The sequence below is a fragment of the Olivibacter sp. CPCC 100613 genome (assembly GCF_036959255.1).
GTDB lineage: Bacteria > Bacteroidota > Bacteroidia > Sphingobacteriales > Sphingobacteriaceae > Olivibacter.
Genome location: NZ_JAWMTI010000015.1, coordinates 17949 through 43509 on the forward strand (window position 1 = coordinate 17949; position 25561 = coordinate 43509).

General features: G+C 36.6%; 22 protein-coding genes. 9 read left to right on the forward strand and 13 right to left on the reverse strand.

The features are described 5' to 3' along the window. Window positions 1-266: 266 nt before the first annotated feature. Window positions 267-1478, forward strand: a complete 1212-nt coding sequence (locus tag RYH73_RS25705; protein ID WP_335316300.1) for a Shedu anti-phage system protein SduA domain-containing protein — start codon at window positions 267-269, stop codon at window positions 1476-1478. A 326-nt stretch (window positions 1479-1804) separates the two neighbouring features. On the opposite strand, the gene RYH73_RS25710 is transcribed toward RYH73_RS25705, so the two are convergent. Continuing rightward, entirely contained in the window at window positions 1805-1981 is a 177-nt protein-coding gene (locus tag RYH73_RS25710) for a hypothetical protein (protein ID WP_335316301.1), read from the reverse strand. A gap of 242 nt (window positions 1982-2223) precedes the next feature. Further along, window positions 2224-2769, reverse strand: coding sequence for a restriction endonuclease (locus RYH73_RS25715; protein ID WP_335316302.1), 546 nt, complete (start codon window positions 2767-2769; stop codon window positions 2224-2226). 819 nt (window positions 2770-3588) lie between these two features. Between RYH73_RS25715 and RYH73_RS25720 the strand changes: the two genes are divergently transcribed. Then, entirely contained in the window at window positions 3589-5043 is a 1455-nt protein-coding gene (locus RYH73_RS25720; protein WP_335316303.1) for a recombinase family protein, read from the forward strand. A gap of 4 nt (window positions 5044-5047) precedes the next feature. Beyond that, window positions 5048-5263, forward strand: a complete 216-nt coding sequence (locus RYH73_RS25725; RefSeq protein ID WP_335316304.1) for a hypothetical protein — start codon at window positions 5048-5050, stop codon at window positions 5261-5263. Window positions 5264-5495: 232 nt separating this feature from the next. Here RYH73_RS25725 and RYH73_RS25730 read toward each other — a convergent pair whose 3' ends face one another. Continuing rightward, entirely contained in the window at window positions 5496-6353 is an 858-nt protein-coding gene (locus RYH73_RS25730) for a beta-1,6-N-acetylglucosaminyltransferase (RefSeq protein ID WP_335316305.1), read from the reverse strand. 31 nt (window positions 6354-6384) lie between these two features. Beyond that, window positions 6385-6933, reverse strand: coding sequence for a DUF6624 domain-containing protein (locus tag RYH73_RS25735; RefSeq protein ID WP_335316306.1), 549 nt, complete (start codon window positions 6931-6933; stop codon window positions 6385-6387). 516 nt (window positions 6934-7449) lie between these two features. Between RYH73_RS25735 and RYH73_RS25740 the strand changes: the two genes are divergently transcribed. The 6 genes from RYH73_RS25740 to RYH73_RS25765 all read left to right on the forward strand — a co-directional run bounded on the left by RYH73_RS25740 (window position 7450) and on the right by RYH73_RS25765 (window position 12093). Next, on the forward strand, window positions 7450-7590 hold the full coding sequence (locus RYH73_RS25740) for a hypothetical protein (RefSeq protein ID WP_335316307.1): 141 nt from the start codon (window positions 7450-7452) through the stop codon (window positions 7588-7590). Between the two features lie 81 nt (window positions 7591-7671). Continuing rightward, window positions 7672-8661: a grasp-with-spasm system ATP-grasp peptide maturase gene (gene gwsG / locus RYH73_RS25745; RefSeq protein WP_335316308.1), complete on the forward strand. Its 990-nt coding sequence runs from the start codon at window positions 7672-7674 to the stop codon at window positions 8659-8661. A gap of 225 nt (window positions 8662-8886) precedes the next feature. Further along, a complete protein-coding gene (gene gwsS / locus RYH73_RS25750) occupies window positions 8887-9915 on the forward strand; it encodes a grasp-with-spasm system SPASM domain peptide maturase (protein WP_335316309.1) in 1029 nt (342 codons plus the stop codon). Between the two features lie 6 nt (window positions 9916-9921). Beyond that, a complete protein-coding gene (locus RYH73_RS25755; RefSeq protein ID WP_335316310.1) occupies window positions 9922-10572 on the forward strand; it encodes a hypothetical protein in 651 nt (216 codons plus the stop codon). 178 nt (window positions 10573-10750) lie between these two features. Then, the gene (locus RYH73_RS25760; protein WP_335316311.1) at window positions 10751-10978 is read left to right on the forward strand and encodes a hypothetical protein; all 228 of its coding nucleotides are present in this window, start codon (window positions 10751-10753) and stop codon (window positions 10976-10978) included. 383 nt (window positions 10979-11361) lie between these two features. Beyond that, the gene (locus RYH73_RS25765; protein ID WP_335316312.1) at window positions 11362-12093 is read left to right on the forward strand and encodes a hypothetical protein; all 732 of its coding nucleotides are present in this window, start codon (window positions 11362-11364) and stop codon (window positions 12091-12093) included. A 54-nt stretch (window positions 12094-12147) separates the two neighbouring features. On the opposite strand, the gene RYH73_RS25770 is transcribed toward RYH73_RS25765, so the two are convergent. The 9 genes from RYH73_RS25770 to RYH73_RS25810 all read right to left on the reverse strand — a co-directional run. Further along, window positions 12148-13449, reverse strand: coding sequence for an HlyD family secretion protein (locus RYH73_RS25770; RefSeq protein ID WP_335316313.1), 1302 nt, complete (start codon window positions 13447-13449; stop codon window positions 12148-12150). 15 nt (window positions 13450-13464) lie between these two features. Continuing rightward, the gene (locus RYH73_RS25775; protein ID WP_335316314.1) at window positions 13465-15636 is read right to left on the reverse strand and encodes a peptidase domain-containing ABC transporter; all 2172 of its coding nucleotides are present in this window, start codon (window positions 15634-15636) and stop codon (window positions 13465-13467) included. Between the two features lie 237 nt (window positions 15637-15873). Continuing rightward, window positions 15874-16275: a helix-turn-helix domain-containing protein gene (locus RYH73_RS25780; RefSeq protein WP_335316315.1), complete on the reverse strand. Its 402-nt coding sequence runs from the start codon at window positions 16273-16275 to the stop codon at window positions 15874-15876. Between the two features lie 50 nt (window positions 16276-16325). Further along, window positions 16326-16958, reverse strand: coding sequence for a 4'-phosphopantetheinyl transferase family protein (locus tag RYH73_RS25785; protein WP_335316316.1), 633 nt, complete (start codon window positions 16956-16958; stop codon window positions 16326-16328). An 82-nt stretch (window positions 16959-17040) separates the two neighbouring features. Beyond that, window positions 17041-17760: a glycosyltransferase gene (locus RYH73_RS25790; RefSeq protein ID WP_335316317.1), complete on the reverse strand. Its 720-nt coding sequence runs from the start codon at window positions 17758-17760 to the stop codon at window positions 17041-17043. A 42-nt stretch (window positions 17761-17802) separates the two neighbouring features. After that, a complete protein-coding gene (locus tag RYH73_RS25795; protein WP_335316318.1) occupies window positions 17803-20406 on the reverse strand; it encodes an outer membrane beta-barrel family protein in 2604 nt (867 codons plus the stop codon). Window positions 20407-20513: 107 nt separating this feature from the next. Next, window positions 20514-22280 (reverse strand): ABC transporter ATP-binding protein, encoded by a 1767-nt coding sequence (locus tag RYH73_RS25800; protein ID WP_335316319.1) that lies wholly within the window; start codon window positions 22278-22280, stop codon window positions 20514-20516. 38 nt (window positions 22281-22318) lie between these two features. Next, complete coding sequence (locus RYH73_RS25805) at window positions 22319-23332, reverse strand: aldo/keto reductase (protein WP_335316320.1); 1014 nt, start codon at window positions 23330-23332, stop codon at window positions 22319-22321. Next, window positions 23322-25561: AMP-binding protein (locus tag RYH73_RS25810; RefSeq protein WP_335316321.1), on the reverse strand; the 2240-nt coding region annotated here is incomplete at its 5' end. The genes RYH73_RS25805 and RYH73_RS25810, both read right to left, overlap by 11 nt.

Below are 25561 nucleotides of genomic sequence, written 5' to 3' on the forward strand. Positions count from 1 at the left end.
CTGGTTTCCCTAAAGAGGCAGGCCAGCTAGCTGTTACCTGTCTGACAATCTAAATGATAGGAATAAATGGGAGGATATGATTAGTAATGTGTTTTCATATATTCCTCTTCATGCTGTCACTCTTAATCTAACACTCCGTCCCGTGAACGGTGTTTTTAACAATACCTGTATATCTTTCTCATGCCCTTAACTTGTTTTTGAGGTCGTTGCCCACCATCTGAATCTAAGCAGCATATTTGGTATCTTTGTAATCAAATGTGAAAGATATGAAATTGCTGATAGTCGATACGAAAGAGAATGAAGAGCGCGTCAAGAAAATTTTTCTCAACGAAGCCTATGAAAACAACAATCTCCTTTCTGTCAATTCTGTAGAGGATGCCAAGATCTTCATAGAAAATCAATTAATCCGAGATGGGGCTCATATAGACGCCATAATTACAAATAATATTGAGGGTCACTCAGAGTTAGCAAATGCTCACCATATCGTACGCTTTCTAAATCATTCTATTGAATCATACTCGAAGCAAAATTTCAGGGTCAATAGTATTCCAGTAATCTTACATTCCAAGGCCGAAGAAAAATCTGATCTACAAAACCTTGGCTTCAGCGCTATTGTCAAATCAAATGGTTTGTATTCTCACAGGTATCTTGTCGGAGTAGTTGAAGATCAGATAAAAAAATGGCGAAAGTCTTTTATAGAAGACTTGGATAATCTTGAACTCGATCTCTCGGTTGAAGGCTTTTTCAAGAATGATGGCGAAAAACGGAGGTATATCCAGCGGTTTGGAAAAAACTATCTGGATTCATTTGCTAAGACAAATATTCTTTCCATGCAATTCATACGTTGTCCAAAAGCCTTTAACTATGATTGGATTAAGATTTCTGACGAAATGCTGGAAGGTATCCTGACAACGTTTGGTACAACATTCCGCGCTAATATCAAATATGATAGGAAGCAGAATGAACGGACAGTGATTCATCAATTATTTTTGCAAAATCCTAGCCTTTTGTACCGAGATAGCTATGCTAACCATAAATATGAACTCAGTCTAAAAGAGAAACAAGATAATTTCAGCCAGAATTGTGATTTTATTCTTATCCCTGACTTACCGACCCATCAGAACACTACCTTCTTTGAAGTAAAAAAGGAAAATGTTCAAATGATGGTAAAAAAGAATAAGAAGCGCCCGAGATTTAGTTCAGAAATGTATGATCACCTTGATCAAATTTTCGATTACAGAAGATATACGACTAAAGCAGAGAATACCAAAGAAATCTCATTGAAAATGGGATATCTGCCAGAACGCAATTCATTCCAACTTCTCGTCGGAAGATTGGACGAAAAACTGGAAGCCCAGGATATATTTAACGAAAAGTTGGGAGACCATTACCCAGGTATTGAAGTGGTAACATATGAAGAATTGGAAAACTTATACGTAGGATACATCAATAAGTTAACGAGATTGCGTGTTAGGTAGTTTCCATTTGTTTTATCAGACGTTCTTTATCCTTGTTTAATACGCTACGTCAAATGCTAGAAGTGATTTGAAATAGTCTAATGTATCTTCCTCGTGGAATGCGTCATAGATAGATCTATCAACATCAAAAAGGAAAGCCAATTTATCGGAATATGATATTAGCTTCTCGTGGGTTATGTCCTTTACATCCGAAAATTTAAAATTCTCCGCTACAGTATATCCGAAATTTTATCAGATAAACTAAGAAGTTCTTCTCTCCTTAATAACATAAACCATAAATTTTAAACTACAATAATACGCAAAAACAAACAATTTGGCTTATCACCCTATTCACTTCTCGGATCAGGCTTAAGGGGCATCTTACCGCAGCGGATCACTTCGATAGACGGACAGCCAAATTCCACGACAACCTTACCTTCGATCAGGTAAAGTCCGGCACCTCTTAATGGAAATTGCGCTAATGTCTGGGGGAAATGGGCAGTATCGAAAAATGCACCGCTCACGTCGATAAACGTACCGAATTTCATCAGATCCCCGCGTTTTGTCCTGACAAATTTTTCGCAGACAAAATCCCCCACCATCCGAATTACTTTTCCTTCAAACCTCGACAGATCCTTAGGCTATGATTTTTTCTTCAACCAGTCAAAAAGTAACTAGCTAGTATTATGGGGAAAACCTTTCCTTGTTAATTTCACCCATCAGGCGTTAATTTCTTCTTAACGCTAAATTGTAAGGAGGGGAGTAATCAATCAAACTTGAATTTCACTTTTTCTTCCAGGCAAAGTGCAAGAAATTTTTGCTCTAACAGATTTGCCAGATCGCGGGTCAACCTCAGCTGCAAAATTTCAGCTCTAGTGAGTACCAAGATCCCTATTCTAAATTTACTGACCGCTCGCATGATTTCAGATTTGGCAGCTTCCGTTTCATCTTTGCCCGTTACGCCTGAAAGAGTCAACAGTATTCCATACCTAACGCTAGTGTCGCTCACCTTGTTGACAAACCAGTTGACCTGCTCGCTCGTGGTCTTCTTAGTCGTGTTTTTGCACTCGATTGGAATAAAACCGTCGAGAAAATGTAGTTCAGAAGTACGCCTGTCATTTGTGAAAATGATATCAAGTTCCCTAGAACCACTAGTGTTGAATTTATTTTTCGCATAGAGTTCCAAGCCTTTCATTTTGCCAAAAAGATAGCACCCCAGCTCCTCAAGGGCTGCGCCCTTATAGTCTGGAAGCTTGGCTACATCGGATTTCTCCAACAGCTCTTTTATCCTTATGGTTGAAAACTTAGACATCTTTATTTGTATTCTCTTGTTAATAAATACTATGTAGAAACTTCTTTTAGCTTTTATTCTTCAATTATTTTTCCTGGTACCCTTCAGTATTTATATTATGTTATACCCAACTTCATCCGAAAGTTTCACTAAGGTCCGAACACACTTTCAAACGGTAAACGACAAGCCATTTTCTAGCACAATCGTTCATTTACACCCTATATATCAATAGATAAAATTTTCGATTATCGTAAAAAATATTATCCAACATGGCCAGTAGGCACTGCCCAGAAAAGGACAGGCTTAAAAGAACCGCTACTACAAGGATAAAATTTTCAGATTTCATCAAATCTTGAGATAAACTTAACGTCAGCTAGAGGATGCCCAAAGGACGGGCAAACTGGCCGGCGCAATCAAGCGTAGCACAGTCCTAAAATCGCCCGGAAAAATAATTTGATCATACTTCTAGAAATGGTGGTATTCCCATTTTAACATATAGATAAAAACGACCTCTATTATTGATAGTAGTGGTATCCCCAAAATCACATTGAAGAAATAAGCGCATAAAAAAAGGGTGGATATCCATCCGACCCTTTCCTTGTTCAAAAAAATATTACGCATTATCCCTTGAGAGAAACAAAGTAAAATAAAAACACGCCAGCAGTGTCTCTTGCCGATCCAGTTGAAGTATCTGATCCGAAAAATATAAAAAATGGCTAAAAAGTAAAATAACTATGAGCTTTGTACAGTTTGGATCGCAATAGGTGGTTGCTTTTGGCCGAAATACACTAAAGTCTATTCTGGTTTGTTTATAAGTCTAAAAACAAATGTTCCAACATTATGAAATCAGCTTATCTATATGTGCGTGTAAGCACAGATGAACAAAAAAGAAGGGGTTATTCTCTGCCCGAACAGGAAGATCGATTGATCAAATACTGTGAATCGAACAACATCTACGTAAAAGGGATCTACCGGGAGGACTTCTCAGCAAAAGACTTCAACCGACCGGAATGGAAGAAACTAGTTTCCGAACTGAGAAAGTGCAGGGGAAAGGAAGAAAACAATATCCTTTTCATCAAGTGGGACAGGTTCAGCCGTAATATCCAGTATGCCTACGAAATGCTGGGCGTTCTCAGAAAGCTCAATGTGTCGGCAATGGCCATCGATCAGCAGATAGACCTTTCCGTTCCCGAGAGCTCTGTAATGTTGGCCATCTACCTCTCAGTCCCAGAGGCGGAGAACACGAGGCGTGCCATGAATACCTTAAATGGAATCAGAAAGGCTAAGGAGATGGGTAGGTATCCCAACAGGGCTCCTGTGGGATATGTGAACATGGCATCATTGGATGGTCGTAAGATCATAGTGCCCAAACAACCTGAAAGCGGGATTATAAGATGGGTGTTCCGTCAGCTTGCGAAGAATATATATAAGATCGGGCACTTAAGCGAAATGGCGGTGAACAAAGGCCTGAGAAGTACACGGTCGAATTTTTCCAAACTTATCCGTAACCCAGTTTACTGTGGTCTGATACCGCTGAAGCTAGGAAATGGGGAGACTGTTATGATAAAAGGAATACACGAGCCACTGATACCTGAAGCCCTTTTTTACGAAGTGCAGGATGTCATTAATACCAAAAGAAAAGTCAGTACCATAAGGGCCGATTTCAGGTCCACTTTTTTTCTTACTGGTTTTCTGATCTGTCCGCTATGCGGTAAGAGGCTTACTGGTAGTTTTTCGCAGGGCAATACACGAAAGTATGCCTATTATCATTGTCGGAAGGGGTGTAGGGCAAGGGTCAGGGCGGATAAGCTAAATGACAGCTATAGGGATCAGCTCCAGAAATTGCAACTATCGGAAATGTTAGGTGATCTGTTCGTTGCCATTCTTGCAGACTGGAATGTGGATACACAGAAGACGGGATTTCTTTACGAAAGACAAGCACTTCGGCGCCAGTTAGGCGAGCAGAAGACAATACTATCCAGAGCGAGGAAACTGTTTGTGGAGAACATATTGAAATATGACGACTATAGCGAAATGAAAAATGAATTTCGGAGGATTACTGGGGTTATAAGGAAGGAGCTTTGTGACGTTGCCGTAAAACTAAAGACAATCGAAGAACAGAGGAGGCTTGAGTTCCGGACTTCGATAGATGTATTTAGGGGCTTTGATAGTCTCGATACAGCCGATAAAAAGCAATTGGTCAGCTTTTTCCCTCCAGTGGGTATAGACTTGAATAAAAGTGAGGTATCTTTAGGCCGTAATGTTGCGCTTTCGAAAGTACTGGTTTATAAATAGCATAATGGGAAAATTAGATGGATTTTATAGACAGAAAGGTTTCGGTAGTAAGGCGATAGCTTTGCTTGCCAAAAATGGAATAGAGGTTGATGATGAAGAGGTTGTGATAATACTGAGCTTTTTATACCTCATTGCTAAGGTCCATAACAGAAAAATGGTCCTGAAGGATGTTGAGATCCGTAAGGAAAAGTCGAACAAGTCAAATAATTGCCCAACGTAGGCTTGATAGATTTTTTTAGACCCAAATTTGTTGTGGTATAGGTTAACCGGTTGGAAAATGTCGAACTGGTATTAGTAGAGGGACAACTAAACTAATTGTTAAATAGTTATTTACGGGTATAAAAAGAGGAAACAACAAAGATATGCTGTTTCCTTATGGTATGAACTACATGTTTGGAAACGACGGTCAATTGGAAATCTCTCTACCGTCGCTGTATCCATTGTTAACTAAACTACAGAAGATTGACGATAATTTGATTTAAAATGTGGGGATCCGCTCGTTCATCAAACTTCCTTGCCCACAAACTATTCGACTCCTTTAGTATCTGATAGTCTGAGGAAGTAAGCACATTAGGACTCGCCTTATCCTCCTCTAATTGCAGGTACCTAAGATTATTATTAAAAACCTTATCTTTAAAAGGCGAGTTCAACAAAATAGTGTGAAAAAAAATTTCGTCTGGTATTAAGGTATGTTCAAAGTAATTTAAAATAATTTTATTATAATTAATAAACTTCACAACATAAGTAACCGCTTCATGGGTGAGACACCACCATTGAGATCCACCAAATGGTGGAAAATCTTCAAAATACCGCCTTTCAAAACCAGATTTAACCTGTAGTTGGTACAATGTACTACTGTCTTTGAACCCTATCTTGTCAATAAACCAATAGTATCTGAATCGTCCAATTCCTCCGTTATAAATCCAGTTTTTATACGGAATTGACCAGTACTGTAAAAATTCAGCTCCATAATTTTTTGAAAGGATATCGTAAATTATCTCGTTGGATTTAATAGGGAAGTCCTGTCCACTAAGTAAAACATAATATCCAATATCCTTACCGTTTAAAGCTTTCCACATCAAACTTAGTGTCGCTTTAATCATATTGAATCCACCCCAGTGAATAGCTACTCTATTTTTTAATACGACTACATTTTTTAAAGAGACAAAGTCACGCCGATTAATTTCTTTATATTGAACTCTTCTATCTATATGAATATAAAACCTTGAATAGCTAGAATTTAGAGTATGAACAAGCTTATCTAACTGGGATAAGTTATCATGCGCAAGAATAAGATAATTAACTACCATCTAAATGAACCACTTAACGACTACACCTCGATTAATTAACTTGATATAGAGTTGGCCCCTTAATACCCTTTTTTTGATATACTTTTTTATTCATGTTGTAATGATTTATACTCATTCTATTCAGATACGATTCTAAGCTTTCTAAGCCTACGGACGTCCGTCTCTGATTCACGTGTTCGGGGTCTTCTAAATCTTTAACATGGGCCTGACTTTTAGTTATATCAAAAGACACCTGCGTACCAAACACTTGCTTTTCACCTTTATTCTTTCTCACTCGATCCACTAAAAAAGCATAGTTTTCTCCAGAAGCATTATTGTTTAATACCTCATGCCTCATTTTGCGTAAGACCTTTTCTTGAAACTTCGGCCATTTGTCACAATGTTGAACAATTAGCCAAAAACTTTTAGCTCCATCTTTACCAACCAGCCTATATCCAGGGAAGCCGTATTTCGTAAATATCTTTTTTACAATATTGTAATGGCTTTCAAAGACACTGTCCGTGTACCTTTCATAATTAGACGTACCTAGCTCATATCCTGTTGGCGGATGCATGATAGCCTTTTGATCACTTGCAGCCATCCGGATTAGTTTGTTCGTCAAAGAAGTGTCTGATTGTGCAAAAGATAAATTACTGTGTTGTAGTAAAAAACAAAAAAACAGAAAAAAAATTAATCTACCAAATTTCATAGCATAAATTGTATACATCTCTTCAAAAATATAACTTCCTAAGTTTTATGTCAATTATCTATCCAGTTTGATTCCACATAGAAGCAGTGCTTATATGAAATTTGATTCTTTCGCGGGAAGTACAGTCCTAACAACATAAAAAAAACAAAGCACTAATAATCAATAAATTACATTCGGTTAATTTCAAGAAATATAAGAATCTAACAGTTATAAATGCAAAAATATTCGCTTAGAATATTCAAATTATGAATAACTTTATATCTAATGAGAATATCTTTTTAAAGTAAGGAATTGGCCTTACAGTGTGCTTTTAATAGTTTTGATGTGGACGAAATTTTTAACTTAATTAAAAATGGGTAGCCACTAATTATTATGAACAGTAAATTCAGAAAATTGAAACTGGAATCTATGCAAGACAACCCGCTGTTTGTCGAAATCAAAAAGGAAGACCTTCAACGTCTCAAAGGTGGTGATTCTCTGAGCGGAACATCAACAAAAGAATATCTTACAGCAGGAGAAGTCACTGATTGGGCAGACGAAGACGCATAGTTATTCCTTTTTAAAGTTTAGCCTTTAAGCCTGAACATCTGATTGGCTTAAAGGCTTTTATTTAACCAATTTGTAACACCTATGATATTAATCATTAGTCAAAACGAATATGAGGACTCATCGAATCGAATAATTGATTGGCTGGATCGCTTTTCTGCTACATATCGTAGAATCAACGGAAATGAATTATTTGAGAATATCTCCTATAAGTTGTACGAAAACCAATGGGCCCTAAATTCAAATTGCATGGATACTCTTCCAGATCCGAAAGATGTAAATGTCATATGGAACAGAAGATGGGTATCCCGAGGATATTTAGCCCAAAATGCAAGTGTTTTTACCGATATCGGTTTGAATATGGAAAGCAGACAGTATGTAATGAATGAATATAAAACTCTAAGAAGCCTGTTTTGCCATTATTATAGAAGGGGTAAATGGATTGATTTAGACACCAATATTTCCGTGAACAAACTAAAGGTTCTGGAAATAGCCAGCGGCCTAGGCCTTAAGATTCCTGAAACATGTATTACAAACCAAAAATCAGAGCTTAGAGCATTTCTTAAGACAAGTGGACAAGCCATTGTAAAAAGTATTGCCCAGGTATCGGGTTTTAAGCTGGAAGGTAAGATTTACAATATGTATACAAAACCAATAACGATTGAATCGTTAAACATAATACCCGATTCTTTCTTTCCTTCATGCTTTCAGAAGTGCATAGAGAAAAAATTTGAAATAAGAGTTGTCTATTTTTTTGGAAAAATTTACTCTATGGCTATTTTTTCTCAAGAAAGTGATCTAACGAAATATGACTTTAGGGTCGAATTTGATTTGGACTTTACGCTCAGGAAATCACCTTACAAGATGCCAGAAACGATATCCGCCAAAATCCAACATCTTATGCAACAATTGGGATTAACTAGCGGGTCCTTGGACTTTATTTATTCTAAAGACAATGAGTACATATTCCTAGAGGTCAATCCAATTGGGCAATTTGGAATGACCTCCATCCCTTGCAACTACGGGATAGAAAGAGAAATTGCTAAAAAGCTAATCGAATTTGATACTAACTAAATGCGAGCGAACTATGGACGAAAATCTCTATCATATTTTTAAGAGAAATCTTTCAGATGATAAGGATCTTAAAAAAATACCTGCTACTTGGTATTTTGCATCTCAAAATGTGTACAGTAACGAGGAAATATACAAAAGAATCGGTTTTTCAAGTTATTATAAGGATAGCAAGTATTATCTAAATAAATTTTATAAACCGATAAGTCAGCTAAAATTTTAAATATTATGGACAATTATTCGGATGTATATATTAAATTATTTCCATCATGTAAACCAGTAAAGGGTTATAGACGAGGAATTATATGCGATCTGGAAAATATGACCTATCATTTGGTTCCAAATTCACTGATAGATCTTTTAGAACTTTTAACTAATACAAAACTTAAAGACATTGAGAAAGTTGTCGAAGATGATAGTTTACAAGTACTTAACGAGTATACATCATTCGTATTGGATAACAATTTAGGGTTTATAACTGAAGATCCAGTTAGCTTCTCTGATATAGAAACTTTGTTTCACCATCCGTCTACGATTTCTAACGCTATCTTGGTCTCAGGCTCAGACTCACAGCACGACTATCCAGATATTCTGAATCAACTTGACCAGTTAAACTGTAAAGGCCTCGAACTTAGATTTTTTTACAGTCCGACCGAAGATGAGCTGAATGATATTCTCTCTCTAGCAGAAGATTCCAGATTGCAGTCCATAGATCTGATTCTGAAGCATAGCCCTTATATGAATGATACGTATTTTATCGATCTAGTCACAAAATATCGCAGATTAAGCTATATCCAGGTCCATTCAGCTCCTTTCGACCACGAGTATTACATCGAAGAAAATTTCGCTTTTTTAAGGTACACATCGGTCAGAATAATCGATAATTCTTTCTGCGGATGTATATCCCCAAAAAATTTTGCTGTTAATGTTCTTTTATTCACAGAATCGCTAAATTTTAACAATTGCTTAAACAAAAAAATTGCAATAGACGAAGATGGCAAAATTAAGAACTGTCCTTCAATGCAAAATAGTCATGGAACTATTACTAACACCAAACTCAAAGATGTTGTCGAAAACGAAGAATTTAGACAACTATGGGGATTAACCAAAGATGAAATCGATATTTGCAAAGATTGTGAATTTCGTTATATCTGTACAGATTGTAGAGCATTCACCGAACATGGAGAAGTTGCTTCAAAACCGAGTAAATGTAATTACGACCCCTATAACAACAGTTGGAGGAACGTTGAATCATAATCAAAAATGACAATTACTAGAAATAAAATCCCTTGCTTTGCCATAAATCTGGAAATGCGAACTGAACGGCGAATTCATGTCACAAAAGAGTTTAGTAATAAGAACGAGTTTTGCTTCCAAATTTTTAAAGCACGTCTCAACACTATCGGATCTCTTGGACTTTTGGAAAGTTTTTATAGCATAATAAAAATGGCCGACGAGTTGTCTTATGATATCCTGCTAATCTGCGAGGACGACCACACATTTACAACAGGGTATAATTCAAACCTTTTGTTTTCTTTAATTGAATCTGCCAATAAACTAAGAGCAGATGTCCTACTTGGTGGAATAAGCTGGTTTGATTGCGCTCTACAAGTAACCCCCGAGCTATTTTGGCTGAATAAGTTTAATGGGACACAATTTATGTTGATTTTCAAGCGATTTGTCCCAACCTTGCTTGAATATCGATATGATGAAGATGATAAATTAGATCTGGTTATAAGCAAACTATCTACGAATATTTTCACATCTTTTCCATTTATTTCACATCAATCTTATTTTGGTTACTCAGATGCGACTGACTTTTTGGAGCAGAACCATACAGACGTACACAAATTATTCTTAAAAAGTGAACACAAATTATCAAATTTAAATAGAGTTAATCACTTTTATAGATAGAAGTGATTTAAACATTTTTGTAAAAAACAAAAAGGGTTGAAGATATTTGTATTGCAAAACATACAATTATCAAAGTAAACCCTTTATGTACACAGTATTTCACAAAGATACAATAGAAATGGAAACAGTTCCTTACATACCAAAAACGAATCGGGGATTTGCCCCGACCGTAGCCTAAGTGGAGCTGATTAATGTGATCCTTTACAAGTTTAAAACGGGTGTTCAATGGTATCAATTGCCTACAAAAGCTCTTTTTTGCGATAAAGTGCTAAGTTGTGAACCTATGGCAGGCAACCATAACGACCGGTATAACATTGAGGAGCAGTTTGAATTCGTCACCAATACGCTGAAAGATGCCGAGCTGAGTGTGGGGGGGTATTCCTCAATGCCGATGCTGGTGTTTTGACTCAAAGAATTTACGATAGGCCTGTGCCCTAGAGCAGATCAATGCCAATATCTGTTTCAACAAACGTAACGGAGAGGGCGACCAGAGAAGACTACTTTGATAAATAGCTTCATGACTGAACTATACCATCGAGCGTACTAATTCCTGGATGGACAGTTTCCGCTCGTTACTCAACAGGTTTGGTACTACTGTAGCAAAGCTGGACAGGCTTTAATTATCTTAGCCTTGAAGAAGTTACCTATTAAAAAGAAAAAAGTTTAAACGAGTTCGTAATAACAACGAGCAGTAGAAATTAATCAGGATACTCATAGATTTATACTTTTGAGTCACCACACAAAAAAGTATGAACAAAAGTAATTATTTGAATAAAACAACTCACATCTATGCGATTTTACTTTCTAAATATCGATAGTCTCGATAAACTAACTATTACTAAAACAGTAAAGAAGGACTTTGAATTTGATATTCAAATTGTAGAGGTAGATCATTCATTCAATATTGAAATGAATAAATGGCTCGCACTCAGATCTTCCATAGAAAAGGCCATGATTGAAGAAGACGACCTTGTCCTTTTCTCTATAGGTTCTTTGGCAATTTCCGAATTCTTTACGCTCAAATCTCTGCTGTCCCAATTGTCAAATTCGCTAAAAAAAGGAGTGGACCTATTAATTGGAAATGTCATCGAATTCGGGCAAGCCGTTCCACTAAGCTCCACTTTATTCTGGATAGATCACTTTTTCGGTAGCTCAATGATGGTATTTTTTAAACCAGCATTCAAAAAAATCATGAATGTGACATTTAAAAAAAATGATAGTTTCGATATAAAGATATTTGAAAGCTTGAATCGGAAAATTCTAATTTATCCTTTTATATCAAATATCACACCTACAATCGTAAATAGCACTAGCCCCGAAAAACAAGTAGAACTCTCGCAATGCACGGTAGCCAAACTCGAAATGTACAAATCATCTTACTCACATTTCATTTTACTGAAGGAGGAAATTCAATCATTAAAGGATAGGAAAAAAGAATACGAAGATGTATATTCTAGATACATTGTGTTACGGGAACAATTTATTTCAAACTTGTCTAGATCAAGCTTCTTCAAAAGCTAGAGCGGCAGCCGTAGAGCTAATCAAAATTGAAAAATATTCGCGGTTGGACTCCTCCTACGCCCTATTTCTAAATATTGAATAAAAATTGTCTAATAATTTGCTAAGCAAACTACGCTTTTCGGTTATTACTTCTGCTCTTGCGGACAAGCCACTTCGCAATTGTAAGTTCCTGTTGTAAGTGGTCTTACCATTCTCGTTAAGCTGAACTTTGATATTATACAAAGAATCCGTATAGGCTACGTCCGGTAAATAAACAATTTTTCCTTTTAATATACCAAATTCCTGATAAGGGTACGCATCAACTTTTAATAAAACGGTCTGCCCTTCTTTTATTTTTCCAAAGGCGTATTGCCCTATCTGTAACCGTCCTACAAAGTTGCTGTCATTAGTAGATTCCACGACGAATATAGGTGTATTGGCTTCTATCCATTGACCTATATACAGTCTTCTATTAAACACAACTTTTCCTTTTGTATTACTGATTAATATAAACTCTCGTTTCCATTTTTCAATTTCGCTTTTAAAACGATTTACAATGGAGAGAAAAGTGGCTTTCCGTTCGCGTACTCGATTCTCAATTTCTATTAATTCGCTTTGCTTCTGTGACAAAAGTGTATTATTGGCTATAATCGATGCTTGGATATTTTGCAAAGGCATTCGGCTGTTAATCAGCTTACTCTCCGCTTCCCTATATTCCTGTTCAGAAATAACTTTTTTTTCATAAAGTATCTTATAAGCATCAAAATCTTTTTGTGACAGCTGATAATTGTTTTTTTGAAGGTTCAATTGGTTATTATAATATTTATTTTGAGAAATGATGTTAACAATTTCGAAATTTACATATTGTTTTTTTCTTTCAAATAATCCGTCAGTTAGATATGCATTGAATTCGACAAATTCCTGCATAAATTCATGAAAACTATCTTGTAGCTCTCCTAAATGTCGAAAGTTATTAAATCCAATAGTAGACAATTTATCATATCTGTTTGAAGTAACAAATTGTCGGATAAACTCTATATTTTCCGCAAGTGTTAGTACGTCTTGATGATATGCTGTACTTTGGATGTAGCCAAGTATGGCTCCACTGTCCACCCTTGAATTCTCATTAACGAAAAGCTTTGTTAACTTACCGCTTGAACCAACAATAATCTCTTCAGGGGGAGATTCATTATCTATAACCACATGTCCATTAATAACACTTGGCATGCTTATTATAGCAGAAAAAATGAGAAAGAGCAATATAATTGCAAAGAACAAACTGATGCCCCACCTTACTAACCAATTCGGAACGTCGGTGATTATTTCCTGAACATGGCTGCTGAAGGCCTCCGTGTTTAATTGATTGTTTTCTGGCATGTTAATGTATTTCGTTTAATTCCCCAATTCAAGCTGATTTTTGACAAGTTCAAAATATTTCCCTCTAACGCTAGTTAAATACGTATGATTACCTTCCTCTACAACTTTTCCATTATCAATTACAATAATATTATCGGCATTTTTAACGGTACTTAATCTGTGTGCAACTATGATCACAGTTCGGCCCTCAAAGAACTCTTCCAGATTTTCAACGATCATTTTTTCATTATTTGCATCGAGAGAATTAGTTGCTTCATCCAGCATAATTATTTCTGGTTGTTTATAAATCGCCCTAGCGATTAATAAACGTTGCCGTTGACCTTGACTAATTCCATTACCCTCTGCACCGATTTTAGTATTAAGTCCGAGAGGCAAAGCATTTACAAATTCGTTCAAACAGGCTATCTTTAGCGATTTTTCCAACAACATTGGATTTATGTCTTCTTCTGTCAATGCGATGTTTGCTGCAATAGAATCTGAGAAAATAAAACTCTCCTGAGTAACTACACCGCAATTCATTCGCCAAAATTTCGGACTAATTTTCGTCAGTGGTGTATCGCCAACCCGTATAGTACCTTTCTGCGGTTTGTAGAAATTCAGCAACAACTTAATCAAAGTTGATTTCCCGCTACCACTCATTCCAACTATTGCGGTTGTTTTACCTTTTGGTATAGTCAGATTGATATTTTTGAGAGCAGGTTCATTTCCAGGGTAACTGAAAGAGACATTTTGAAGTTTTATGCTATCAAAGCTGGGCATGGTAAATAAATATGCGGCGTTGGGATTTTCCTCATCTTCCATCTGGAACAATTCGTTCAACCGAAATAAACTCAGTTTCGCATCTTGGTAGCTCTGCACAAATCCCAAAAATTGCTCAACGGGACTATTTAATTGCCCAATTATGTATTGAACCGCAATCATCGCTCCCAAAGTCATTTCCCCAGCGACAACGGCCTTCGAAACTATAAAAATTATAAGTAGATTTTTTCCCTCATTGAAGAAAACGCTCCCAGACTGTTGATACTGTCCAAGCGCCAAAGACTTTATATTAAAACGGAACAGCTTTGCCTGCAACTCCTCCCAATCCCATCTTTTTTTCCTTTCCATTCCACTTAATTTAATTTCCTGCATACCTTGGATTAGCTGAATAGTAATAGATTGGGTTCGTGACGAAAGGTCAAATCTTTTTTGGTCTAGTTGCTTGCGTCTATCCAAAAACAAAAAAATCCAAGCTCCATAGAAAAATGTCCCTAGTATGAATGCGAGAAACACATGGATATTATAAAAAGCTAGAACGAGAGAAAAAAATATCAAAGAGATAATTGAAAATCCAACGCTTAAGGTTTGTCCTGTTAAAAATGTTTCTATCCTTTTCTGATCATCTATTCGTTGCAATATATCGCCAGTTTTTTTGCTATCGAAATAATTAATTGGTAGGCGCATCAGCTTTGCTAAAAAATCAGTTAACACGAATATGTTCAATCGAGCGCTTATATGTAATAATATCCAAGACCGAATAAAATCTACACTCGTTCTACCAACCAGTAACGCAAGTTGAGCAACGAGGATTAAGTTTATAAGACCTAGGTCCTGAGACGGTATACCCACATCAACAACGGACTGGGTTAAAAACGGTAATAAAACCTGAAGAAACATTCCGATAAGAAAACCCAGTAACAGTTGAAAGAGTAATTTTTTATAACGGAAAACATAGGAAAAATATCTTCTAAAATTTGTCTTCTGTTCTGGATCTTCATCCAAATCATAAAATTCGGGTAGTGGATCTAATAACAGAGCTACTCCAGAATCGTTGTCTTGAGACCAATGTTCTATGAACTCCTTCTCATTGTATCGAATAACACCTCTTGCGGGATCACCAATCACAAAACTTTTACCCGTAAACTCAAATAAAACTACAAAATGGTTTTGATCCCAATGTAGAACGCATGGCATCTGTATTTTTTTGAGATTATCCAGTGAAATTTGCGCTCCTCTAGTACGGAATCCGATCTTTTCAGCAGCCGATGCAACTCCATACAGCGAGACCCCTTCCCGGTTAATTTGCGTATATTCCCTCAACGTTTGAAGGCTGATCGTCTTTCCATATTGGGCAGCAACTATTTTCAAACAGGTTGGACCGCAATCCATTCGATCAAGTTGCTTAAAAAATTTATACTTTCTGGTCATTCTATAATGTAAAACAACTTTTTATCAATGTCTTCCCTTATTTTAAGTCTTCATATTAATACCGAATCCTTCATTGTAATGTATTGATTCAGGCTTTCTTCAAGATAATTGCATCGTTATATCACAAGACCCTTGCCAACGGAAGTAATAACTAAAAATAAATAGAGTACGTATCTCAATTTTCGGCGCCTCCTGTTTTACAATACGAAATACTTTTAAACTTATTTTTAATAGCAATTAAGATTGTGCTTCTAATTGCAGGCGCCTGATTTCATCCTTCAATTGTTTTATTTTTTCGCCCCGGCTTTCACGTGATTTTATTAACATCTTATTCTGTTTGCTTAAATCGGAAACGAGTTGCTTTAAGAATATTACTTCATTTTTCAATTCCTCATGCGAGGCCTTTATATATAGAAAATCTACTCTAATATTTTCTGGAATTAGTTCAAAAGCGGAAACTTCCAAAATCTTACACAATGTGATAAACGTGTTTAATTTCAAAGAAATTTTATTATTCTCAATTTTATTATAGGTTGCCTGCGAAATACCAAGATTATAACTTATATATTCCTGTGAAAATCCTTTACTCACTCTTATCTTTTTAATTCTCGAAGAAATTTCTGCCTGGTATTGGTTCATAATGATTTAGTTAGTTCCCATAAAAACAATTTCTATTACGAAATAGATTTTTAAACCATTTTAAGTAAGTTTTCAAGCGAAACGGGGACCATATTTATTTTACAAGAATTTTTCTTCCCAAGTCTATTAACCACGGAAGCTACGTGGGCATAATAACGGTTATCAATCGATAATTCGTTGATTTCACACAAACATGTTCCAACAAACACTCTATGGTCTATAACATTGTATTTACTCAACTTTAGGTTCAACCCTCTCCCGTCTGCTTTTATTACAGCTTCTTTTCTAGTCCAAATCCAGAAGAACTTATCCATCGGAGACGTGGAATTTTCTATACATTCCCACTCTTTAGCTGTAAAGCAGCTCCTAAAATCGTTGAAATCAAATTGCTCCTTGCGCTCAATATCAATACCGATTTCACAAGTGTTACTCATGCCGCATAAGATCATATCACCAGAGTGGGAAATATTGAAAAATGGACCATGTTCCAAATATGGTTTGCCTGAGCCACCGTAATGAATGATCGCTTGAAAAATATCACTGTTGTTCATTAAAAGCCCCATGTTCAACAACAATCTCCCAACTAAAAACGCATCAGCACTGTTTCGATTGATGAATGAATCGTATCGTTGTTTTATGTCAACAGGCAATTTTGCTTTACATTGATCATAAAAAGATCGCATGTAATATCGGCAATCGGATAAATCGAAAGACAACACATCTATCATTTTTGCGTTAGAATAATGCACTTAAAATACAAAGTTGTTATAAATAACGTTCTTTCAGTTTTTCATAGATACTTTTTGGATGATAAACTGCGTTTTTGGATAAACAGCCACGTCTCCATATTTCATTCCAAAGGTGTATCGCAAAAGTCTCACTTCCCATTTTAATATCTGTTTCGCATATTAAAGAAGAAATATCGAAGAAGTCAATGGGACAGAAAACCTCAGGTTCAACTGCATATTTAGATAGTTTATTATTGTCTTTCAGTAATTTTCTAAACAAGTAAACCCCCAGTTCTCCCCAAATTATTGTTTCCGCTTCCGCTATCTTTGTTTCCATTATTTTTAATAGTTCCTCCAAAAATGGATCGTTCTGGGGAAATTTCATATACCCATTATTGACCGTGTTGAATTCCATAGTATAGTCCCTCTCAGAGGCAATACAGTAGCTTTCCGGAAAATGAAAGTATTGGAGACAGATCGTATCCATATCAACCCACCAACCTCCTTTAGAAAATAGCAGTTTTATCCTAAACCAGTCAGCGAATGAAGCATATGTCCTATGGCTATCTTTGAATATCCTATTTTTACTTATTAATTCATTTGCATCACGTAAAATTACTCCTGGAGGAATATTTGGAATATCCTCATAGACGTATAGATGGAAATCGTGTCCATTTGCAAGATAAGACTTCAAACATAAAATTTCGCTATTTGACAATGCGTCTCCTATCCAGAGACTCTGAATGATTTTGTTCATATCGCATTATTAACTGTATTAAGCGCTTCGCTTACTTATTGCTTATTGAGCCATCCTGTTTGTTTCTTCCTGATCTACATCTGGTTTGTTGAGTGAGAAATCTTTTCCCTTACTGAAGGAATATTTTAAACTGACCATTACCATTCTGGTTGCATAGTAACCGCTTTCAGTCGAATTTATATTCCTGAAATGGAGGGGGTTACTATAGATTTGTGTCCTGAATATATCGTTAAAATTGACATTCGCGGTCAACTTATTCTTGAAAAAAGATTTTTGTATGCCCGTATCAATCCAGTATAAAGGATCAAGGGTATAGATCCCAAATAATTGAGGGCCGAAAAACGTTCCGCTTACCTGAAACTTAATATCTGCAGGCAGATTAAAGTTATGTTGCGTTTGAATACTGTAGGAGAGCTGATGTTGATCAATGCTTGTTTCTTCAATGATTGAATTATACGAAGTCCGGTTAACCGTCGCTGAGTTTTCGCTCGTCCACCATTTGGTAAATGTTATTGGTGCATTGAACCTTAAACCAATGTTTTTTTGTGTGTCAAGGTTTCGCATCTGAACGGTTGTTACCCTTGAACTGTCGTTTTGTTCCAGGACGACACCAAACACATCTGATGTTCGCGAATAAGTTAGCGCTACCTGATATTTGTCGTGAATAATATTATTAATTTCAAAGTTATCACTGTACATTGGTCTTATCATTGGGTTTCCTATCTGAACATTATATTCATTCAAGTACCTTCTATACGGATTTAATAACCTATAATTTGGTCGGGTGATCCTTCGGTTGTAGTTATATGCTATTCTATATTTATCAGAAATGCCCTGTTCAAGCGAGATGCTCGGAAAAAGATTTAGATAATCCCTTTCGTTCCTTTCTCCGGTGGTTCTCGACCTTCCCAGCATATCGGTATGTTCCAACCGCAAACCAGCGTCCAGCGTGAATTTTTTTCCTAAAGGTGTATGGTAACTTGCGTACGCTGCAGCAATGTTTTCGTCGTATAGGAACCAGTTGCTGTTACCTGTGTCGAGATTCCAGCTATTATCCTGCCAAACATTCATAATCAGGTTATTATCCGACTTAACGGTACTGTATTTGAAACCGGCTTTAAAACTTCTTCCTGTTTTGGCTACCTTGGTAAAGTCGACCTGACCTCCATATACTTTATACAGTACTGGGTTTAACGTTTCCATAGATCCGTCTGGCAACACGGCACTACCAGCTGTCTGCGGCTCGGTTAATAATGATCGAAAATCTTTATCTGAATGGATATAAACGAAATCCGCGCTGATATTTGATCCTAGGGTATCGAGATCACCTACATAAAACACATCAACTGAGTGTCTTGTTCCCGGAGATACATCATCGATAACAGCATGTTCTCGTGTTGTTGACCCACCAATTTCTTCAATATCCGTTATGGCATTTCTAAAGTCCTTCCTATTTTCATCCGATAGCTGGTAGGAAACACCAACTCTGTGGTTGTCTTTTATAGCATAATCTATGGTGGCATCGAGTAGGAAGGTTTTTGTTCTTACATCCCAATCGATGTCCTGGGAAAATAACGATCTTGGTGATATAGTCGTTTCTTTAAATTCCTTATAAATTTCCATATCTTCTGTGTGGAAATAGTCATTTCGGCTAAGCCCTAAACGGGTCTGCCACTTACCCGTTTTGTAATTTAAATTTGCGGTGCTCGTATAACTCCATCCACCNATTTCCATATCTTCTGTGTGGAAATAGTCATTTCGGCTAAGCCCTAAACGGGTCTGCCACTTACCCGTTTTGTAATTTAAATTTGCGGTGCTCGTATAACTCCATCCACCGTTATATCTTGTACCGGCCGTAACCGATCCGTTTAGACCATCTTCTCCACCATTTTTTAAATTCAGATTAATAACACCTCCCGTTCCGGCGGCATCATAGCTTGCCGGTGGATTACTAAACAGTTCAACATTTTTTAGATTTTCGGCTGATTGCCCTTTAAGATAGGTTGCCAGATCACCTGGCTCCATATAGGTTTGCCTTCCATTTATTGTTATCAATATGTTTGTCTTGCTGTTGAACGTGATATTTCCATCTTTATCTACGAAAACCCCCGGCAGACGACTCATTATTTCTAGTATGTTGCTACCTGATGTCAGGACGTTTCCATCTAGATTAACCACTGTTCTGTCCGCCTTTTGAACAACTTGCGGGGTCTTCCCAACTACTTCAACTTCCTGCAAATTGATATTTTCCTCCTTTAGTCGAATGTTATCGAGCCGAAATTGTTGTCCAGCGGATAGAGAAATAACCCTACTTTGATATGTGACATACCCTATTTTACTTACCTTCACAAAAACCGAATCAGCCCCGTACAACAATAATTTGAATTGCCCGTTATTGTCAGAGGAGCCTTTTTGCAAAACTTCGGCCGTCTGGGCTTTAACCGTTTCTATATTTGCAAATGGAATAGGTTTGCCCACATTGTCAACTATTAATCCTTCAATGGTTGCCGACCCTTGACCGTATACGTTAATCCCTAACAAGGATAAAAAGAATAAAATTATTACACTTGAAAAAGTTCGGAAGGACCTTTTTTCTGGAAATTTTTGATAATGTACATTCATATTAGAATTCTCGTAATTGGTCATATTTTTTTGAAGATATAACTTTATAAATAATTATCAAAATATTAGTATTCAAGAAAAATAAATTTGTAATTGTACTTGATCTGAGGATCGATATACTTTATATATATTTAATATGTAACATTGACTTGCAGGTCCCACAGTGAAGAATAAAGACCTTTTTTTGCCAGTAAACTGCAATGGTTTCCTTCTTCAGCGACCTTTCCGTCATGCAATACAAGAATTCTGTCTGCAAACTTAATGGTGGATAACCGGTGAGCTATTACAATCGTCATGTAATTATTAGATGCGCTCAATACTTTTATACTTTCCGAAATTTCAAGCTCGGTAATAGAGTCAAGTGACGACGTTGCTTCATCAAATATAAAAATAGATACATTTCGAAGTAGGGCGCGGGCTATTGCAATTCTCTGCTTTTCGCCACCCGAAAGTTTTATACCATTTTCACCAATAATCGTATCTAGTCCTTCATCACTTCTAACTAATAATTCAAGGCATGATGCCTTAGTCAAAGCGTCCACTATCATTTCATCTGTTGCTGAAGTATTGGCAAACAACAAATTTTCACGAATGGTTCCTGAAAACAAGTTGGAATCTTGCGAGACCAGTCCTAACTGATTTCGAACACCACTATAATCAACTTCGCTTTGATCAATACCATTATAATAGATTTTACCTCGGTTTGGCTGATATAAGCCAATCAAAAGTTTTGTTAATGTAGATTTCCCTGATCCGGAACGTCCTACAATAGCTACAGTTTCACCTTTTTGAATTTGAAAACTTAGGTCTTGAAGTACCCAATCCCGTGAAAATTCATATTTAAAGGTTACGCCATCAAAACTCAGTCTCGTAATACGACCAGCATCAAGGGTGTTTAGGGAAACATTAACTTTCATAGAAGCAATCTTCTCCTTGAAATTTTGAACATTCAAAAGAGAAGCCTGCGTTTCTCTAAAAGACATTACAACACCACCCATCTCTTCTAACGTACCAAAAATCCAAATAAAATAAAGTTGCATCATAACCAATTGCCCCAAGGTCATCGTACCGATGAAAACAAAATAAACTAACATTAAAAAGGTCAATTGTTGCATAGTATGGAAAACAAATAGATATATACAGCTAATTTTTTGAATTTGCTTGGCTTTTCCCTTTTCAATTTCAAGTACTTTAAACACTTTAAAACCTAATTTACCTAACACCTTGTCAACCAAATTATAAGACCTTATAATTTCTATATTTCTCAACGATTCAGTTGCCTTTCCCGATAAGGAAGAGCTTTCTTTTAGTATGTCGTTTTGAATGTTGAGGAGTTTCCCGGTAATAGAATTGACAAAAACACAGAAAAGCAAAACCGCAATTACGTAGATAACTGGGATAACTGGAGAAAATTTATAGGTGATAAAGATCACTACACAAAGGTTTACTAATGAAGCAAAAACAATATTAATCGACTTTAGTAAAAACGTCTCAACATCTTGTTTTACCCTTTGCATTATGAAAAGTATCTGTCCGCTACTGCTGGTTTCATACTCATTGTAGGGCAAGGTAAAAGAAGATGCTTGCACGTCAAGATAAATTCTTGACCCTACTTCCTTCACTATCTTACTAAGAATAAAGTCTTTGAAAGCCTTGATACTCCAGAATGCTGTAGTCACTCCCACCAATGCTACCATACCTTTTGCAATACCGATAGAGAATTCGCCGCCTAAATTACGGGACCTAAAAAATTCGGATTTTGCTATTAATGGATCGATTAGGCAATTTCCTATTATATAAGGGTTCAACATAAGACAGGATTGACTTATTGCGGTTAAAAGCAACATCAATAAAAACCTGCCTTGATAAGCTTTTAAATAATTGAGTAGCAGTTTCATTTTTTTCGATTTGGGTATCCAAAGCTCATTGAGTTAAGTTAATCTATGGTTTCCATTAGGAAATCAATATTTGAGTTTATGTAAGCAACATCCTCCATCGACAATATGACCTCCGCTGCCCTACCATCATCGACGATTTGATCGATGTGAGAAGCCGCTAGTAGGACTGATGAAACAGCATCTTGAGCTAGCACCCAAGCAATAGTTAAGTTCGCTAACGTAATACCCTTCTCAATTGCCAAATAAGTGAGGTTATTTAAAAACTTACGTATTTTTTCTTTATTATCGGGTTTATAATATCTAGTAAAAAAATCCGACTCACCTACTCGGAAATAAAATTCAGGGTAACTTCTACCAGTTAAAATACCTCGCTGATGGCAATCGTACGCCAAAATTTTCTTATTGGTCTTCTTGCAAAAGGGAACCAATTGCTCGTCAATACGCCGATTAAGCATATTATACCTAGCTTTTACAAATTGAAAATCGAAATAATCGCAAGCCTTTTTGTAATCGTCAATAGCAAAATTTCCAATTCCGCCAAACCTAATTTTGCCACTTTGCTTTAGTAATTGAAATGCCTCCGCAGTTTCTTCTATTGGAGTTGTGCTATCACGTTCAATGAGCGTGTATAAATCTATGTAATCAGTTTTTAACCTTTTTAGACTATTTTCACATTCTTTAATAATACTGTTCTTATTCGCATACAGATAGCTTGAAATCGTTTTACCGTTATCCAGCTTTGCTGAAGAGGTGTAAACCCCTCTTTTCTCACCCCCCCAAACTATGCCACACTCGGTAATTATCTGGATGCTATCCCGAGAGATAGATTCTACAACCTTAGCCACTACGCGCTCGCTATAACCAAACCCGTAGCCTGGAGCTGTATCGATCGAGGTAAAACCTAGGTCAACAGCTCTAGCTAAGGCCTTTAACGAATCTTTCTCCGAAACGTTATAAAAATCCGCATCTTTTTTTATTCCCCACGCTCCAAAAATAATCTTACTAAACGGCTGTGTAGAGTTTTTTTTATTTTCCAAGAAATTATGTGCCATATTTTTCATCACCTGTTTTAATAAATTTTAGGATTTTTTTTGAAAGCTCAGTACTGTTGGGAGCTTTAACAATCGAGAAGTGATCTCCCGAATTAGTATCAATTAATACATTTGAAAAAAAACGATCCCATCCCAGTGCCTCATTTTCCTTAATCCAAGATCCATCAACTGCTTTTATAACCATCGTCCTACAATTGAAATTTCCTTGAGGTTTAAATTGTATCATCGCTTGAATCATCAACGATTGCAATACATTTAAATACTTGGCCTTGTCCCCCTCAGAAAGTGTACTTCGTAATATATCAACAATGGATTCTGCAGTTAATCTTGAGTCAAGCGTTAGAATTTTACTCTTAACTGCCGCTAAAAGGTGAGTAGATTGATTTTTTGTAAGATGCAAATCTTCGAGAATAAGAGATTCAATAAATTTTATTATCGCTAGCTTTTTTTGCTTTTCGGAGGAATGACCAAATAGATTTTTAAAATTGCTTGAAGCATCAATGATGGTAAATGTTCGCACATGGTCTCCACTAGCTATTAGTTGTTTTAACAATTCGAAGCCAATGTAGGCTCCAAAACTATGTCCTACGATATTATATGAACCAAATGGCTGAATTTTTTTAATCAAACTGATATAGTATTTAGCTATTTCGGACAAAGAGTAAAGCGGTTCGCCATATATCAATCCCGGAAACTGAATTCCGTATAACCGAAATTCCATTTCCATTTGGCCACCTACCTCTTCATATTGCTGACAGAAGCCCGGGCTCCCCGGAATCAAAAACACATTTTGTTTTGCCACATGCTTATTAAGAACATAAATATTTTTTTCTGTCAGACTTTCCCCTACCGATATGCTTTTGGCACTACTGGATTCTATTTTCTGTAAGAAATCTGCCAAACTTTCTATAGTTTGGTATTTAAATAAGTCCTGAAATGCAATTTCGAATCCTAATTTTCTTATTTCCGCCCCCAGCTTGATAAGAAGTAATGAATGCCCTCCCAAAGAAAAAAAGTTATCCTCGATTCCTATAGTTTTCACTCCTAATAGCTGCCTCCATAATATTTGGATTTGCTTTTGTAAAGTGCTTACCGGAAGTTTACATGTTTGTCTATCACTGAAATCTATTTGGAAGCTTTGGAAAAGTGCAGAACTGTCTATTTTTCCGTTATCAGTAAATGGTATGCGGTCAATTTCTTTCCAGACAGCTGGAAGCATGTATTTTGGTAAAACTGCGTTCATTCTGGAGTGAAAAACATTACTATCGAATTTTAATTTAGGCACGTAATAACCTACTAGAAAATGGCCAGTTTCCTGCTTTTGGCAAATTACAACCGCCTGTTTTACCATTCCAGATTGCATTGCCGTATTTTCTATCTCATCGAGTTCAATCCTGTATCCACTTACCTTAACCTGGTTATCATTACGACCTAAAAACTCAAGGTTTCCGTCTGCTGACCAACGACCGAAATCCCCAGTTCGATACAACCTCCCCATTGAACTTGTAAGTCCCTGAAGAAAACGTTCCAGAGTTAATTCGGGTTTATTCAGGTATCCCCTGGCAACACCATCGCCACCAACATATATTTCGCCGAAAATTCCGACCGGTAATAAGTTTTGCCTCGAATCCATCACGTATGCAGATCTATTCTCTAAAGGGGTTCCTATTGGAATATTATCTCCCACTTCATCGCCTTTTATTCTATAGGTTGAAGAGAAAGTTGTATTTTCCGTTGGACCATATCCATTGATGATATTTAATCTGGGATATTGCGAGAATAGCCTTCTGGTATGTTCAAAAGAGAGTTTCTCTCCTCCAATTATGACATTGGAAATGAATTCAAAAACAAAAATACCGTTGTCAATAACTGAGTTTGCTAAGGTCGTTGTTAACCACAATGTATTGACTTCGTTATCATCTATCTGCTTCTTTAATAGGTTAGGATCCAGTATGTCTTTCTTGCTGCAGACAACTAATCGCCCACCATTTAGTAGTGTTCCCCAATACTCAAAAGTGCTGACGTCAAAGCTCGGAGAACATGTTGCTAATAGCACGGTATCGGCGTCTAATGTTATATAGCTGACATTTCTAACCAAGCTTACGACATTTCTATGTTCGATCATTACACCTTTGGGCCGTCCGGTTGAACCCGAGGTGTATATGACATATGCAAGGTCTTCTGCAACAGGTGCATTTAATACGGGTGGAACATCCGCGTGCCAAACGG

Excerpts from the sequence above, each read along its gene's own strand:
- RYH73_RS25730 (WP_335316305.1), bottom strand. The coding sequence starts at position 6,353 with ATGGTAGTTAATTATCTTATTCTTGCGCATGATAACTTATCCCAGTTA.
- RYH73_RS25770 (WP_335316313.1), bottom strand. The coding sequence starts at position 13,449 with ATGCCAGAAAACAATCAATTAAACACGGAGGCCTTCAGCAGCCATGTT.
- RYH73_RS25780 (WP_335316315.1), bottom strand. The coding sequence starts at position 16,275 with ATGAACCAATACCAGGCAGAAATTTCTTCGAGAATTAAAAAGATAAGA.
- gwsS (WP_335316309.1), top strand. The coding sequence starts at position 8,887 with ATGGACAATTATTCGGATGTATATATTAAATTATTTCCATCATGTAAA.
- RYH73_RS25800 (WP_335316319.1), bottom strand. The coding sequence starts at position 22,280 with ATGAAACTGCTACTCAATTATTTAAAAGCTTATCAAGGCAGGTTTTTA.
- RYH73_RS25740 (WP_335316307.1), top strand. The coding sequence starts at position 7,450 with ATGCAAGACAACCCGCTGTTTGTCGAAATCAAAAAGGAAGACCTTCAA.
- RYH73_RS25790 (WP_335316317.1), bottom strand. The coding sequence starts at position 17,760 with ATGAACAAAATCATTCAGAGTCTCTGGATAGGAGACGCATTGTCAAAT.
- RYH73_RS25775 (WP_335316314.1), bottom strand. The coding sequence starts at position 15,636 with ATGACCAGAAAGTATAAATTTTTTAAGCAACTTGATCGAATGGATTGC.
- RYH73_RS25715 (WP_335316302.1), bottom strand. The coding sequence starts at position 2,769 with ATGTCTAAGTTTTCAACCATAAGGATAAAAGAGCTGTTGGAGAAATCC.
- RYH73_RS25735 (WP_335316306.1), bottom strand. The coding sequence starts at position 6,933 with ATGGCTGCAAGTGATCAAAAGGCTATCATGCATCCGCCAACAGGATAT.
- RYH73_RS25805 (WP_335316320.1), bottom strand. The coding sequence starts at position 23,332 with ATGGCACATAATTTCTTGGAAAATAAAAAAAACTCTACACAGCCGTTT.
- RYH73_RS25785 (WP_335316316.1), bottom strand. The coding sequence starts at position 16,958 with ATGCGATCTTTTTATGATCAATGTAAAGCAAAATTGCCTGTTGACATA.
- RYH73_RS25725 (WP_335316304.1), top strand. The coding sequence starts at position 5,048 with ATGGGAAAATTAGATGGATTTTATAGACAGAAAGGTTTCGGTAGTAAG.
- RYH73_RS25705 (WP_335316300.1), top strand. The coding sequence starts at position 267 with ATGAAATTGCTGATAGTCGATACGAAAGAGAATGAAGAGCGCGTCAAG.
- RYH73_RS25720 (WP_335316303.1), top strand. The coding sequence starts at position 3,589 with ATGAAATCAGCTTATCTATATGTGCGTGTAAGCACAGATGAACAAAAA.
- RYH73_RS25755 (WP_335316310.1), top strand. The coding sequence starts at position 9,922 with ATGACAATTACTAGAAATAAAATCCCTTGCTTTGCCATAAATCTGGAA.
- gwsG (WP_335316308.1), top strand. The coding sequence starts at position 7,672 with ATGATATTAATCATTAGTCAAAACGAATATGAGGACTCATCGAATCGA.
- RYH73_RS25765 (WP_335316312.1), top strand. The coding sequence starts at position 11,362 with ATGCGATTTTACTTTCTAAATATCGATAGTCTCGATAAACTAACTATT.